This is a genomic window from Rahnella ecdela, assembly GCF_019049625.1.
GTDB lineage: Bacteria > Pseudomonadota > Gammaproteobacteria > Enterobacterales > Enterobacteriaceae > Rahnella > Rahnella ecdela.
On the sequence record NZ_JAFMOY010000130.1, the window covers coordinates 21358 to 36202 of the forward strand.

15 protein-coding genes are annotated in these 14845 nt (G+C 45.1%); all 15 read left to right on the forward strand.

Going from position 1 to position 14845, the window contains the following annotated elements; translation table 11 throughout:
• Positions 1–119: 119 nt before the first annotated feature.
• A complete protein-coding gene (locus J1784_RS17070; protein ID WP_217150224.1) occupies positions 120–803 on the forward strand; it encodes an ABC transporter ATP-binding protein in 684 nt (227 codons plus the stop codon).
• A complete protein-coding gene (locus tag J1784_RS17075; protein WP_238485578.1) occupies positions 803–2050 on the forward strand; it encodes an ABC transporter permease in 1248 nt (415 codons plus the stop codon). The genes J1784_RS17070 and J1784_RS17075 overlap by 1 nt, the downstream gene beginning before the upstream one ends.
• Complete coding sequence (locus tag J1784_RS17080) at positions 2043–2789, forward strand: outer membrane lipoprotein-sorting protein (RefSeq protein WP_105454840.1); 747 nt, start codon at positions 2043–2045, stop codon at positions 2787–2789. The genes J1784_RS17075 and J1784_RS17080 overlap by 8 nt, the downstream gene beginning before the upstream one ends.
• On the forward strand, positions 2786–4039 hold the full coding sequence (locus J1784_RS17085) for a hypothetical protein (protein WP_217150226.1): 1254 nt from the start codon (positions 2786–2788) through the stop codon (positions 4037–4039). Before J1784_RS17080 ends, J1784_RS17085 begins: the two co-directional genes overlap by 4 nt.
• Positions 4040–4231: 192 nt before the next feature.
• A complete protein-coding gene (locus J1784_RS17090) occupies positions 4232–5227 on the forward strand; it encodes a sensor histidine kinase (RefSeq protein WP_217150227.1) in 996 nt (331 codons plus the stop codon).
• A complete protein-coding gene (locus tag J1784_RS17095) occupies positions 5220–6011 on the forward strand; it encodes a LytR/AlgR family response regulator transcription factor (RefSeq protein ID WP_154708057.1) in 792 nt (263 codons plus the stop codon). Before J1784_RS17090 ends, J1784_RS17095 begins: the two co-directional genes overlap by 8 nt.
• 455 nt (positions 6012–6466) lie before the next feature.
• Complete coding sequence (locus tag J1784_RS17100) at positions 6467–7246, forward strand: SDR family oxidoreductase (RefSeq protein WP_217150228.1); 780 nt, start codon at positions 6467–6469, stop codon at positions 7244–7246.
• Positions 7246–7635: an acyl carrier protein gene (locus tag J1784_RS17105; RefSeq protein ID WP_097750244.1), complete on the forward strand. Its 390-nt coding sequence runs from the start codon at positions 7246–7248 to the stop codon at positions 7633–7635. Before J1784_RS17100 ends, J1784_RS17105 begins: the two co-directional genes overlap by 1 nt.
• Positions 7635–8699, forward strand: a complete 1065-nt coding sequence (locus J1784_RS17110; protein ID WP_217150229.1) for a hypothetical protein — start codon at positions 7635–7637, stop codon at positions 8697–8699. Before J1784_RS17105 ends, J1784_RS17110 begins: the two co-directional genes overlap by 1 nt.
• Before the next feature lie 13 nt (positions 8700–8712).
• A complete protein-coding gene (locus J1784_RS17115; protein WP_217150230.1) occupies positions 8713–9999 on the forward strand; it encodes a beta-ketoacyl-[acyl-carrier-protein] synthase family protein in 1287 nt (428 codons plus the stop codon).
• Positions 10000–10009: 10 nt separating this feature from the next.
• Positions 10010–11416, forward strand: coding sequence for an AMP-binding protein (locus J1784_RS17120; RefSeq protein WP_217150231.1), 1407 nt, complete (start codon positions 10010–10012; stop codon positions 11414–11416).
• Between the two features lie 15 nt (positions 11417–11431).
• Positions 11432–12106, forward strand: coding sequence for a hypothetical protein (locus J1784_RS17125; RefSeq protein WP_217150232.1), 675 nt, complete (start codon positions 11432–11434; stop codon positions 12104–12106).
• A gap of 52 nt (positions 12107–12158) precedes the next feature.
• Complete coding sequence (locus J1784_RS17130; RefSeq protein WP_129363309.1) at positions 12159–12821, forward strand: class I SAM-dependent methyltransferase; 663 nt, start codon at positions 12159–12161, stop codon at positions 12819–12821.
• Positions 12822–12827: 6 nt separating this feature from the next.
• Positions 12828–14036, forward strand: a complete 1209-nt coding sequence (locus tag J1784_RS17135) for an AMP-binding protein (RefSeq protein ID WP_217150233.1) — start codon at positions 12828–12830, stop codon at positions 14034–14036.
• Positions 14000–14845 (forward strand): class I SAM-dependent methyltransferase, encoded by an 846-nt coding sequence (locus tag J1784_RS17140; protein ID WP_217150234.1) that lies wholly within the window; start codon positions 14000–14002, stop codon positions 14843–14845. The genes J1784_RS17135 and J1784_RS17140 overlap by 37 nt, the downstream gene beginning before the upstream one ends.

Here is a 14845-nt window from a genome sequence, read left to right on the forward strand (position 1 = left end):
CATCCCGCTATATTGCCTTTCATCCCCGCTTATTACCGTTCATCACATGCTGTAGTTTTTGCTGGCGACACTCCTTAGATTGAATGCCATTAATTCATGCATCTACAAGGGGAATGGCTATGTTGTCATTTTCTAACATTAAAAAAGACTACAGGCTGGGGTCGCAAACGGTACAGGCATTAGGTGGCGTGAATGGCGAAATCCACCCGGGAGAAATGGTGGCGCTGTGCGGCCCATCGGGTTCCGGGAAAAGTACCCTGCTGAATATCCTGGGTATGCTTGATATGAACTATCAGGGAAGTGCCTTTATTGATGGCACACCTTTTCCCCGCAAAGTGAAAGAAGCTACCGCATTACGCCGCAGCAGTCTGGGTTTTGTTTTTCAGCGTTTCAATTTAATTCCGGTAATGACAGCTATTGAAAATGTCGCTTATCCCTTAACGCTGAATAAAATCAGTACGAAAGTAAAAAAAGAAAAAGCGGAACAAATGCTGGCGAAAGTCGGGCTGGAAGATTTTCTGCAATATCGTCCGGAGCGTTTGTCCGGGGGCCAGCAACAGCGTGTGGCGATTGCAAGAGCGTTAGTACATCAACCCCGGTTAGTGATTGCCGATGAGCCAACCGCCAGTCTGGACAGCCATTCCGCCAACACAATTATTCAGATCATGAAAACGCTCGGTCATGAAATGGGCACCACGTTCGTGATCGCCACGCATGACCCACGGATGGCAAGCCAATGCGACAGACATATTAATCTGGTTGATGGGCTTATCTCCTCTGAGGAGATTCAATGGAACGCCTGATGCCCATAAGTATTAAAAGTGCATGGCTCAACCTGCAACGTAATAGCCGGAGATCGACGCTGTCAATTCTGATTATCGCCGTGGTAGTCTTTGCATTGTGTTGTATTGGCGGCTTTGGCCTGTATACCTATCAATCGCTGATGAAGGAAACGGCGATGAGCATAGGTCATATCACGCTGAGTCAGCCGAACTATTTTGCGCAGGAAGAAGAGATACCGCTGGATAATGGCTTATCTGACTATTCCATGATTGGTAAAACACTGGTTTCAATTCCGGGAATTCATGCCATTCTGCCGCGAATTGAATTTAATGGCCTAATCAGCAACGGAAGAAAATCGACAATTTATATGGGAACCGGAATTGATCCCCAGGAATTTGCCATTAAAGGTGAATTTCTGGCAATGAAATCCGGGAAGCCATTATCTCCCCAGCGTGACGATCCCGCAGCAAAAGAAGATCCTGAGGTGATGCTGGGCGCGAACCTCGCGCAAAACCTGAAAGTGACCGTTGGCGATGTTGTGACACTGCTATCAACCACCACGGACGGTGTGCTTAATGCGATGGATTTCAAAGTACAGAGCATTTTTTCTACCGGCGTTCCGGATCTTGATAAACGGCAGCTTTATATCAATATTGCCGATGCGCAGGCGCTGCTTGCCACACATAAAGTCAGTACGCTGTCGGTCTATTTATTTGAAACACCCCAAACCCCGGCGTTACAAAAACAGATCGAAGCAAAACTTAATACCCTAAAACTGGCAGAGCCGGTGATCGCGATACCGTGGCAGAAATTAGCGGTCTTTTATGATGGCGTTAAAAATTTATACAACCGCATTTTCGCCATTATGGGTGGCGTAATGGCGCTGGTCGTCTTCGCCGCGCTATTTAACTCCATGACTATGTCGGTAACGGAAAGAACCCGTGAAATAGGCACGCTGGCTGCGCTCGGTACCTATCCACAGGAAATTATTCGCGGCTTTTTGCTGGAAGCGGGATTAATGGCAATGTGCGGATCAATTGTCGGCGGCGGATTATCCGCGGGGCTGGCGCTGTTATTAACGGTCGTTGATATCCGCATGCCGCCTGCGCCGGGCAGAACAGAAAGTTACCCGCTGAATATTTATTTCTCTGCGGAGCTTTTTATCAGCGTGGCGCTCGCCGTCGCCATTATTTGTTTTGTTGTAGCGTGGTTTGCCGCCCGAAAAGGTGTGAAGAAACCGATCATTGAGGCACTGATTTATGCGTAAAATATTGGCATTGTTATTATCCGGTGGAATTGCTTTATCCGCTCAGGCAGAAACAGTGGAACAGATGCTAACAAAAGCGGATCAATATCGTTCCAGAGAGCCTTATGCAAAAGTAACCACCGTGGTTAAGCTCTACCAAAATAATCAGCTCGATACGACCAGATTGTACGATGTGTATATCCGGCCAATGCGCGAGTCATTGGTATTATTTAAATCGAAAGCCGAGGAGGGTCAGAAATTACTGATGCTCGGTGATAATTATTGGCTGTTGATGCCGCAAAGTCGTCGGCCAATCAGAATCACGCCCATACAAAAACTCCTTGGCAATGCGTCCGTCGGTGATATTTCTACCCTCAACTGGAGCGAACATTATCAGGGAACGCTGCAGGGGGCGCAGGATATCGTGATACAAAATAAACACGTCATGGCGAATCACCTTGAGTTGACGGCAAAAACGGCAGGTGAAACCTACGCTAAAATTCAGTTATGGCTGGATGCAACGAATGATTTCCCACTAAAAGCAGACCTCTATTTGCTATCACAAAAGATGGCGAAGCAGGCAATTTTTACTGCAGATAACCCGCTTCATCCGCAAAAAATAGTTTCGATGACATTACTGGATAGCATACAGCCGGAGAAACAAACGGTTATTGATTACCAGAATGTCGTGCCCTGGCAGCTGGATGAAAAATATTACAATCCGGCCTATTTAATCCAACAGCCAAGGGTAGATCTGTGACCGCTTCGGGTCGTCTATGTCTATTATCCATGCTGATTGTTGGCGCGCGGGCTGAAGCTAAATTCGATGTTAACTGGACATGGCAAAGCAGCTTTGAAAGTGAGCAATATCGCCACACGCTGTTAAACGACACGTCTGATGGGTCGATACAGTCTCTGGATTCGCTGGTCACGGCAACGGCTGAGTGGAACAGCGTAACCGGGACATTTGCCCTGGAAAGCAATAATCTTTTAACAACTGATAGCCAGTCATCCGTTGCTAAGAAGTTCATTGTGCAGGAGTTATTTTGGCAGCCAGAAGCCGAACTGGCAGGTGTGCCGCTTGATTTGAGCATCGGGAAACAACGGCTGGACTGGGATGTCGGGTACGGATTTCGTCCCCTGGATATTTTTAAGTCGTACGAGCGCAACCCGATGGGGATACAGGTTGACGAAGGTGTTGGCGCGGCCACGGCATCCTGGTTTGATGGCGTCGGTCAATGGGAACTGGTGGCAACCGATGAGTCCTGGGCCTCAACCAATACGGATCAGGCCCGGCTAGCGGAAAAACAGCACGGCATGGGTCTTCGGCGCTATGCCCTTGTGGGGAATACAGAACTGCAAGGGGTGATGTACTTTGATCAGGTTCATCACGGTACTGTTGGGGGTTCCGTCGTTGCGGTCGTGACGCCGGCGCTGGAGCTGCACAGCTCGTTTGCTTATGCGCAGCGTTATCAGTCTTATAAGCAAGGCGATATGAATGAGCCGGTCAGGTGGGGAACAAGTAATGATTCGTATCAATTTTTGCTGGGTTTCAATTGGGCCAATACCACAGGTTTGAATATTATCGGTGAATATTGGTACGACGGGCGTAGTTGGGATAAAAGTATGTGGAAGAAGGCATTTCAGCGCGCAGACGAACTCTCGCAGCATCCGGCAACAACAGGTTTGGCCAGCAGTTATTCATGGGGGCTGGACAATACCAGTTTAGTTGCACAGAACGTGATGCTGCACTTTAAGATGAATATGTCCGCTTTACATCCCAAATATTTGTGGCTTGAAAAATTAGAACCCAGCCTGGATTTACTGGTTTCGCCAACCGATGGTGGTCTGGTCGCGACCCCAAGGCTCTCATATCCGGTGTATGAGTCAGGAGAATCTGATATGAAGATTGAGTTGGCAAGCCGATTTTATACCGGTGCGGGAAATTCCGTGTATGCCAACATGCCGGATCGGGATTTGATTTTTATAAATCTTGAAGGAGATTTCTAATCAATATGATATAATTTTCTGAATAAAGCAGGGAAACAGGTTAACGCAGAGAAATATGAGTGAAAACTTCCACCATAATATAAAGCTAAAAGGACATTCGGGATGCGCAGGCTATTACCAGTAAGCCAAAAGTTTCGCACTCAGCTAATACAAATAAGTTTGTATTGTATGGGCGCTGCCGGAATACTCATCTTGTTTGAATCGCCAGCAGATTTATCTCACAACTGGGCGTCCTTATTATTCAAAAAAATGATTATTAGTTTTGGTTATGGTTACAGTGCCTTGTTCAGCGCATTGTTGCTGAGATGGATGAAGCCATCACTGTCTGAAGCAAAAATTAAAGGTCTCTCTTTCATCTGTTGCATCCTGTTTGGCAGCCTTAATGCCTATTTTTGGTTTAGCCCATTATCTTATAACGAATTCTTTCTGAATCAACGTTCGACGCTGGTCCCGGGTTTCATTCTGGCCATCGTGAGTTTCACTTTCTTTTATATCCATGAACAGAAATTAAAAGCGCAGAACGCGCTCGAAGTCGCCAGGCGCCAACAATCTGAACAAAAGAAAGCGCTGGCATTAAGTCAACTCAAACAGCTCCAGAGCCAAATAGAGCCGCATTTTCTTTTCAATACTATGGCGAATCTGGATGTCTTAATTGATAAAGATCCTGCGCTGGCAAAACTTTTACTGGTCAATTTGACGAACCTGTTACGCGGAGCCCTGAAAAAAAATCGCAGTGATTTTGTGAATATTGATGAGGAACTGGCGCTAATCGATGCTTATTTATCTATCCAGCAAATAAGGCTCGGCGCACGTTTGGTTTACAAGATAAGGAATGAGTTCAGCACCGGTGCTTTTTTTATTCCGCCCATGCTAATTCAGCCGCTGGTTGAAAACGCCATTCGTCATGGTATCGAACCGCAACACCGAAGCGGATCTGTTGAAGTGACGGTGAAAAAAGAGGCCGAAGGCGCCTGTATCCAGGTTGCGGATAATGGCTGCGGGTTTTCTATGGCACCCTCATCCAGCGGGCATGGTCTGGCGCTGGAGAACATCCGGCAAAGGCTGGATGCAATCTATATGGGAAAGGCACGGTTACGCATCAAAGAAAATCCAACTCAGGGCGTCACTGCTGAAATTTTCATCCCGCTAATAGTAACCAATTCAACGCCGGAAATGCGCAATGACTAAAACCATAACCGCAATTATTGCTGACGATGAGCCTTTACTGAGATATCAGCTCAATAAAATGCTGGCAGATGTTTGGCCTGAGCTGGACATACTGGCCAGCTGTGAAAACGGGAAAGAAGCATTTGATGCCATCGCGGAAGAGCAGCCTGATATTGCCTTTCTGGATATCCGTATGCCGGAAATGGATGGTATGACATTAATACGCAGGATCAGCCAGCTGGATAAATTTCCGTTAGTGGTATTTGTGACGGCCTACGATGAGTACGCCGTGCGGGCATTTGAAACCAATGCCATCGACTATTTGTTAAAACCGCTGAATGAAAAGCGGCTGGAACAATGTGTGTTGAAAATGAAGCAGCGGCTGAATGAGACTACGGCAGACAAAACCACACCCGATCTGAATGCCTTATTCGAAAAGTTTCAGTCCTTTCTGCCCGTTGAGCATAAAAGTTATTTGAAATGGGTCCGAGTGCAAAAAGGCGAGGATATTGAATTAATTCATTGTTCGGATATCCAGTTTTTTAAGGCGGAAGATAAGTACATATCGCTGTATAAGAAAAATAAAACGCAGTCAGACATTTTCCTGTTGCGTGGTTCGCTGCGGGAACTGTTGCTACAGCTTGATCCGGACGAGTTCTGGCAGGTTCATCGCTCTGTTGTCGTCAACGTTAATGCTATTGAAAAAATAAAACGAGACTATACCGGTAAGATTCAATTAATCATTGGTGGGCATGTGTTACAAGTTAGTCGGGCAATGCAGAACAAATTTCTCTATAACATATAAATAATAAAAGACCAGAGATCGCGTTTACTGCTAAATGCACATTATCAATGCTGGTTATTAATCAGGAAAATAGTGTATGGCATAAAAATACCCATTACTGCAATAACTATATTTAATAATAGCTTACGCCAGGTATTAGAAAATTCATTTGCGAAGATACCTGCGGATGATTATTGCCTGAATTACAGGTTATTTAATATCTGATCGTTAGTGGATATTAAACTCTTGTGATTGAATTTCTTTTGCTTTTTATTTGTCTGTAAATATTTTAAAGTAAAAGTAATTGACTTTGTAAAATTAGATGATATTTTAAAACGTAATCAGACATTGCTTATTTATATAGCCTTCTCAGGGCTTGTGTTTGTATTGAGAATGGATGATTCAATTTTTGAGCTGCAATAGAGGATTCATGGTTACGCTTAAATATAAGCAAGATATAAGCAAGGAGAAGTGTCATGAGCCATATCTTTACCGATGTTATAAATCATCCTGCATATAATGAAAAACCTTTGGCACTGGTAGTGGCAGGTACTGCTGAGATAGGTCGAAATGTCATTGATTCATTAATTAATGATGATTATCTCGTTGTTTTTACATGGTTCAGTAATGAAACCATGGTCAGTGATATGAAGGCGCGATATCAAAGCGCTGTTATGCCGGTTCAGCTGGATTTAACCTCTGAGCATGATGTCGTGCAATTCTGTACTGCCTTAGAAAATATCAAAGTAGATGTTGCAATCTACTGTGCCGGTAATAACCCGGCGTGTCTGTGCGATGAGCTGAAACCCGAGAATATTCGCACCACAACGCGTCTTAACTATCTGTCAGCAGTGTTAATTTTTAATACCATCGTCAAAACGATGAAGCAGTATAAAGAAAATGAGACCAAGCTGGTGTTTATCAGCTCGGTGGCGGCCAAAAAAATCAGCGTGGGCAACTCGCTGTATGGTTCGACAAAAGCAGCAATGGAAAGATATCTTTCCAGCGTCGCTCTGGAAATGGCCAGATTCAATATCAGGACGCTATGCCTGAGCCCTGGTTATATCAAAACAAAAATGCTCCAGGACTATTGTGCGAAAGAAGGGAGAAGCATCGCCAGCATAGAAAAAACGATCCCAATGAGAAAAATGCTGGCTACTGAAGATGTTGCAAATGCCGTCAGCTCATTTATTAACGGCACAATTATTACTACAGGCGTTTCATTAACGATCGGAAATGGTGAGGGGATAATCTAATGTCTATTTCAACAATTAATCAGATTTTTAAAGATATCATGTACCTGGATGAAGCAGAGGAGCTTGATCCGAACAAGTCATTGTTCTCTGATTACGGGATGACCTCGATTGATTATATTGATTTTGCCTTCGAGTTAAAAAAGCACTTCAAAGTTGACGTTAGCCCTGAAAGCCTTTGGCCAGTAAATAAATGGGCTACCACCGAAGATTACTATTCATTTGATACCAAAGAGTGGACCAGCAAAGGCCTTACTGAAATCAACAACCTGCTGGGTTTAAAAGGAGCTGCCGCTGTTGATAAAAAAATTCAGTTCAAGGAGCTCTACTCCTATTTCACGCTGAACTATATCAACCAACAAATATCAGCCGTTAAGACGCAGGTCGCGTGATGGAAAAAGTCTATATAAAAAACTATGGTGTGCATCAGCAATTTGCCACCAATAGTGCGGCGCTGAGCCAGTTATTGGCCACTGAGGAGGAAATTAATCCTCATGATCTGGACTACTATAATTTTTCGACGCCGTCGGTGCTGGAAAAAAAGTGGGTCAGCAGAGAGGACTGCTCAGTACTGAACTCGATGTCAAAAATGGCGATCAATGCGCTGATTGATTTTAAAAGCAAAGCGTGCCTAGACGAGCATGCAAAAGCCTTTCTTTATACGGCATGTGATAGTGAGGAGCATAGTTTTTCTACGCTTTTTGAAATTTGCCGTAAATATAACGATGCTGGTTCAGTCTGGAAACATATCCAGCAATATAAAGAGATGAATAATCCTCTTGATATGCTGAGATTACTGCCAACAAATGTGCTGTATCACACCTCAAAATTATTACGCGACCATGAGGAAGGTACGCCGTTACGCGCCGCATCGTTAAGTGGCCTGGTGGCATTAAAACTGGCCTGGGCTGACATCGTTAATTCAACGGCAAAAAAAGGGGCCATGGTGGTGAGCGCGGCAAATATGCTGTCCTTTGACAGCCTGGCCGTCTTTAAAAAGTTTTGTGAAATCCGGAAAAATGCTGCGGATGCCTCCGGTATTATTCCCAGTTGGGGGGCGGCGGTGATCTCTTTAGATAATGACAGCCGCAATGCGCTGGCTGAATTAACCTCCGTCACTGTTCGCTATTGCCCCAAAGTCCGGTTTGAACAAGAAGACTGGGAAAGTCTGATGGGCAAGCAGCGAACGCAACAGGGAGAACCCGATGTTATTATTAGTTATAACAACGGCATTCGCGCACAAAAAATAGCGGAGTATTCTGCGCTGGAGAAATTTTTCCCCCGGTCCAGGATTATCAATTATAAAGCGAAAACCGGCTACACCGGAAAACTCAATAATATACTGGATATTTTATGCTGCCTTAATGATCCCGCTATTCCTTCAGGAGCCCGGGTCATGCTAAATGGCGCTGGTATCAATTATGGTATCGGGAACATTTGGTTAATTAAAAGCTGAGGAACGGATCACAATGAATACCCATTTCGATGCAGATACTTTATGTATCAGTGCATATGGCGCCGTCACGCCATTAGGCAGCAATCTGGATGAAATTCACGCCAGCTTTATCAATGAGAAAAGCGGTATACGGGAGATAAAGAAGTTTGATCACCGCTATTTTCAGACGCATGAAGCAGGTATCCCTGTAGAAGGCAATGCTGCAATTAGCTGGCCTAAAAAAAGCCCTTTCAGGAACGGTGAGCTTTTTTACGCCGGATTAGCAGCAAAGCGGCTGCACGATCGGCTGCGGCTGTCGGCGTATTATTCAGTGGAAGAAATTGGCTGCATCGTGGGAATCGATGAACCGGCGATCGATATTGAGCAGTGCATCGGTTTCTCGGAAAAGGTTCCCGCCGATGCGGATAAGCAATGCTTGGTCGATGCCGCGCTGGAGCATTTTAAAATTGGTGATTTTCTCGATCTTGATACCACTGCCGTTCTGAAAACGATACATGACATCATCCCTTTCGCCGGTCTCAGCTTCGCGCATTTAGGCCTCTGCTCAGCATCGACGCAAAGTATCGGACTGGCTATGCGAGCCATCCGCAGCGGTGAAATTAAAGTGGCAATTTGCGGCGGTGTTTCAGCCAAAGTTACGCCGTTAAACCTTGCGCGATTAGAAGGAATGGGCGTGATCTCGACCGATGAACACTATTGTGGCACCGGGCGTTCACGGCCTTTCGATCGGCACCGCAGCGGATTTGTCTTAGCCGAAGGCGCAGGTCTGTTCGTCATTGAAAAGCTATCCAGCGTATTGGCGCGGCAGGACAAACCGCTGGCCTATTTATTGGGCTATGGGGGCGCACTCTGCGCACAGCATATTGTGATGCCGCATCAAGACGATCTGGAAATGCAATTGTCGATGGAGCGGGCTATCGAACATGCGGGTATTGACCGTAATACGATTGACTTTGTGAATACGCATGGAACATCGACATTACAAAATGACCAGCACGAAGCCAGCGCAATCAGAAAAGTATTTGGTGAGCACAATCCGGCGATTGTGGCGACGAAATCGTATCACGGGCACCTGATTGCCGCCGCCGGGGCGATGGAAATTCTGGGCGTGCTGGTTTCATTTCAGCATGATCTCTTACCCAAAATTTTGAATTGCGATGAGCCCGATCCGCAATTATCTGATGGCATTGCGCTTGTGAATGAGCATCAGCACCGGCCGCTTAAATACGCATTGAAAAACTCATTTGGTATGGGTGGTGGCGCAGGCAGTCTGGTTTTAGGAAATCCCAAATATCTGTAAGGCAGACATCATGCTAACAATGCATTCCTTATTAGAAAGAAACTGGCAAGTGATTTATCATGATAGTCAATATTCGGCAGATGATATCACCACCATAACAAAGGGCTGTGCCAGTAACGTGGTCAGATATTTTCGTCATCATTCGCAGGCGGAACAAAATAAGCTGTTTGTTTTTGTGATTAGAAATAATTTCGAAGGCATGATCAGCTATTTTGTTGCTTCTGCGCTGAGGTTGAAAGCCTGGATAGTGAATGTTCATGACCTTGGCATTGTTGATATGCTGGTTGATACAGGTTGCATTGCCGCTTTTGTTATGAGTAATGAAGTCAGGGATATTAATACGATAAACCAGCGGATTAATATCTCGTTTGACCGCAATCCTTCGCTCGCAAGCGAGAAGCTTGAGGGTTTTACTGAGTATCCGTGTGCGCGTTTTTATTTTTGCACCTCCGGCACAACCAGTACGCCTAAGCTGATCCAGTATCATGAAAATACACTGATTGAAAACGCATGCGCGGTGAGCCAGTACCTCAAGCTCGACAATGAAGATCGCTCATTGTGTTATTTCCCGGTGCAGTATATGTATGGTCTCTCAACCATGCTGTGTGCGTTTTTGTCGGAAAGTAAGCTGGTATTTGAAAAATTTCACATCAGTAATATTGGTGAACTTGTTTCACACTACGGTATTACTAATTTGCCTTTAATCGGTGACTGGATGTTGCCCGTCAGCGAAATTTTTACCAAAAGCCGAATTCATGTAAACAATATCCTTAATGCATCCGATCGTCTGCTCACCGTGCAGGCAGCGAGCATCCTTTCATCCTGCAATACGTTGTGGAATAACTTCGGCCAGACCGAATCCGGGCCTCGCTTGTTTCATAATGGGATCCGCTTGCAAAGTGATATTGAAAAAACCAGCAAATATGGCGTTGTGGCACCTGGTAAAGTTATGACGGACAACATCAAAATTGATTTGCGTCCTGTTGATCCGGACGCGTCTGATTCAGTGTGCCGGATGTTTTATAAAACGCCTTTTGCTTGTGATGGCTATGTTGATAGCTACCTGCAATTAAAACCGCGTGCTGAATGGTTTGATTCCGGCGATCTGTTTGTGAAAGATGAAGCCGAATGCTACTACTGGATAGCCAGAGCGGTGAATGAATTCAAACACAATGGCAAATTTATTCCGGTTCAGCTTATTTCAAATGATATTGTGAAGTATGTCGGTGGTTTGCGACATTATTTTTCAAAAGCGCAGAGCGGCGATATTTATCTCAATCTTGATATGTCTGCGAACAGTGCGCAGATAAAAATAATCACTAAGCTATTAATGGATAAATGGTATCAGTATGCATTTAAAATAAATGTCAGAGAAATCGCGACGACAAAGACAGGGAAGATAAAATGTGCAGTATAGGGTTAGAACCATGACATGAATAAAGTGTATGTTAATCGTCATGCAAACAATTATCTGTGCATTGTGAGTCACTCTTTTTATACCGCTTATTTGCATATCGGCAGGCTTCATCGTTATTTGCCGGTCGCAACAAAACGCTCAGCGGAAAAACTATTGTATCGTGAAATGGCCAGGGTACTTTTTGTCGATATAGTGAAAAGGATTTTACCTGGCGTAGAGGTGACACACAGTTCCGTAAGCCATGGACGGAATGAAAGCGTTATGTTGGTGAATAACGATCGGCGGATTCATTCTGTCGGGATTGATATCGAGTTTATCGAAAAGGCGAAAGCACCAAGGCCATTTATGCTGGATTATTGTGAAAAATATGCCCGTTTCCCGGTCGGACAGGCTGACAACCGTTTGTGCACCACGATATTCAGCTGTATGGAGAGCTTGTATAAGGCGTTGTGCGCCATTTCGGTATGTACTTTTGATATCAATGATTATTTATTAGTTGCATATAACCGGGTGAGATGCGTTTTTCGCTATGTTGGCAACGTAGCCGAATTTAAGGGGAAGACGTTTATTTGTAACTGCTATTACCTTGATCAATCTGTAATAACCGTCGTTTTGCTGGATGCGTCTTTAACATCAATCATTTTAGATGATCTGTTATATGAAGAGATGAGCATCGCAATACCCGATTAATTTTTTAACAATCCTGTGGCTGCGCCATAAATTCATTTAGAGGAATATTGGTATGAACGATTTACTGGTAGATATCACACCTGAACATTATGAAGCTTACGCGACGGAAGGCACATCACCGTGGAATGCGTATTTAAAGGAAAGGATTCTGGAAGAAGCAGCCAGTATTACTTCGCCGAGGAAAAAGATTCTGGATATTGGTATGGGAACCGGCCACATGCTTTTCGACCTGTTCCAGTCGCAAAAACTCACTGATTACTCCTTTTATGGGGTTGATATTGATCCGCGGATGGTGCGTTTTTGCGTTAAAAAATGTAGCGAGCTGAAATGCCAGCACGTATTCAACATTGTTGAAGCCAGCGTCAGTAATTTACCGTTTCCCGATAATTCATTTTCAATGATCTATGCCCGCTCCGTCATTCATCACTGGGCTGAACCTGCAAAAGGGTTGCAGGAGCTGTGTCGTGTTCTGGATAGCGGCGGTCGCATTATTATCCACGAACCGCTGGCCGATGCAGAAGAGACCGCGCTGGGTGTTTTTAATCAGTCACGTAGTGAGTGTGGCGTGACTGATATGTCCACGGAAGAAAAATTCACCCTGGCGAGCCTTACCGCGCTTATGCACTGCTGCGATCTTGACGGGATAAGCTGGACAGTGACGCGCGGAGAAGGTCTTGCTGCCCTGGGCTGTGAAATTTTCATTAAAAAGGCCTGAGTCATCATGGATTATTGCTGCGCTGAGATGTATGCAAAAATGCAACCGCGGATTACGGCAATCACCGGATGCCAAGCCTTCGATTATACGGCCTTCCGTGATTCAGTCAGGATTAGTTCCCACGTTTATTCAACCACTGGCGACAGTGGTTCTTTGACGCAACGGGACCCTGCGGCTGAACAAATACCGATGCTGCTTGGCGCCACAAGCGGCACCACCGGGGCGATGAAAATGATCAGCGTCCGTTTAAAATCCAGTAAGGACGCGGTCAGCGCATCGGAGCACAACTTAATTCATAACCTGCGGTCGCGGGAGGTTTTTTCCGCAGGAGACGTCGTTGGCAACCTTTTTACGATTAACCTGTTTTCATCCTTACACTATTCAGCGTGTGAAATTTTAAAACATTGCCGCGCGCATGTGGTGCCGGTCGGCGATATTGCATTGCTGCGGAAGAGTCATTTTGATTTCCTGGCCGACATTCAACTCTCGACGCTGTTTGGTGTGCCGGCCACTCTCGTGCAGTTTGTGGAAACCATGATCGGGCTTGGGGTTCCGCTGGTCATTAAAAATGTGGTCTTTACCGGCGAACCGATGTTGGCCGCGCATGAAAACTATCTGCGCGAGGTGCTGGGCGACGACCTGCGGATAATCGGTTTGTACGGCCTGTCGGAGTGCGGTTTCATTGGGATGTCTGTCGAGGGGCATCATAATAAATATCTGCTATTCAGCGATGACTTCTTCTTTGAATATGAAGATAAAAAGGGGTTATTGGTCACGTCGCTGGACCCGGATGCCTCGCGTAAACTTGTCAGATATCCGGCAGGGGATAGGGGCAAATTATTCGTTGAAAATAATCAACTCTATTTTCAGGGTATTAAACGCAACGCTCTTGATTTTAATTTCATGGGTAATCTGATTAGCCATGAAAAAATAGCCAGAATGATTAACCAAAAATTGCCTGAGGCGATTGTTCAAATCGTCTTGTCTTTATCCGCTGAAAGACAAGAAATTATGGATATTAAAATCTGCTGCGGATTATCTCATGCCGTTGATTTGTCCGAACTGGAGGATGAAATCTGTCATTTGCCGGATATTTATGAAGCCTATATGAAAAAGCGGGGACGTATCAACCTCACCGTTGTTGAGTATAACGCTCTGCTTTTTTCACCCCGAGGGAAATGTCTGCTGGTTTGCGACACAAGGGAGTCATGCTAATGCAACTTGATAACTTGCTTCATGAAATTGTGTTAGTGAATTCGCATCCGATTGATGAGCATTCACTCTTTTCTATGGATTTTTACGACAGGCTACAGCATATCAGTATGCAATTTTCTGCTGCGCGCAGAGAGAACGCCGCCGTTTTTAATACCTTCATTGATACCCACAAGGATCTTCTTGCGGAACTGGATCGTAAAGCGCTCGACTATGAAATGAAATATGAAGAGCAGATGTCAGGGATGATGTCCAGGCGCCTGGCGATCCCGCAATCTGAAATCGAGAGTATCAGCAATAACAGAAATAAATTTATCGATTTTTATCGCCAGCTTTACGATGCAGAAAGGGCGCTTATCCGCAGTGACGCGGCTAATATTTGCCATGTAGGTTGCGGGCCGATGCCAACCAGCGTGCTGATGTGGGCAAAATATTCAGCATGTCAAATCACCGCGCTGGATATTATTCAGGATGCGGTAGCGCAGGCGCAACATGTTTTCGATTGCTGGCGTATTCCTAAAGATGTGGAGGCGCATCGCGTTCGCTTTTTATTCCAGCCGGGAGAAGCGTTTGATTATAAGGATATGGATGTGATCATTTTGTCCTCTTCCATTATGAATAAGAAAAACCTCTACGCTGCCATTAAAAAAACGATCACCAAAACGGTCGATGTGATCGAGCGGGAACCTAACTTTCTTTATGAGTCAGGATATCTGAATGCTGATGAAATGGCTGAGCAGCTTATCGCCAAAACCACGCTCAATAATGTCAACATCAGGCTCTATCGCCTGTCGCCAGAGCAACAGGAGTAA

Coding starts and splice junctions, on each gene's coding strand:
- J1784_RS17070 (WP_217150224.1), top strand. CDS start 120: ATGTTGTCATTTTCTAACATTAAAAAAGACTACAGGCTGGGGTCGCAA.
- J1784_RS17075 (WP_238485578.1), top strand. CDS start 803: ATGCCCATAAGTATTAAAAGTGCATGGCTCAACCTGCAACGTAATAGC.
- J1784_RS17080 (WP_105454840.1), top strand. CDS start 2,043: ATGCGTAAAATATTGGCATTGTTATTATCCGGTGGAATTGCTTTATCC.
- J1784_RS17095 (WP_154708057.1), top strand. CDS start 5,220: ATGACTAAAACCATAACCGCAATTATTGCTGACGATGAGCCTTTACTG.
- J1784_RS17100 (WP_217150228.1), top strand. CDS start 6,467: ATGAGCCATATCTTTACCGATGTTATAAATCATCCTGCATATAATGAA.
- J1784_RS17105 (WP_097750244.1), top strand. CDS start 7,246: ATGTCTATTTCAACAATTAATCAGATTTTTAAAGATATCATGTACCTG.
- J1784_RS17110 (WP_217150229.1), top strand. CDS start 7,635: ATGGAAAAAGTCTATATAAAAAACTATGGTGTGCATCAGCAATTTGCC.
- J1784_RS17115 (WP_217150230.1), top strand. CDS start 8,713: ATGAATACCCATTTCGATGCAGATACTTTATGTATCAGTGCATATGGC.
- J1784_RS17120 (WP_217150231.1), top strand. CDS start 10,010: ATGCTAACAATGCATTCCTTATTAGAAAGAAACTGGCAAGTGATTTAT.
- J1784_RS17125 (WP_217150232.1), top strand. CDS start 11,432: ATGAATAAAGTGTATGTTAATCGTCATGCAAACAATTATCTGTGCATT.
- J1784_RS17130 (WP_129363309.1), top strand. CDS start 12,159: ATGAACGATTTACTGGTAGATATCACACCTGAACATTATGAAGCTTAC.
- J1784_RS17135 (WP_217150233.1), top strand. CDS start 12,828: ATGGATTATTGCTGCGCTGAGATGTATGCAAAAATGCAACCGCGGATT.
- J1784_RS17140 (WP_217150234.1), top strand. CDS start 14,000: ATGTCTGCTGGTTTGCGACACAAGGGAGTCATGCTAATGCAACTTGAT.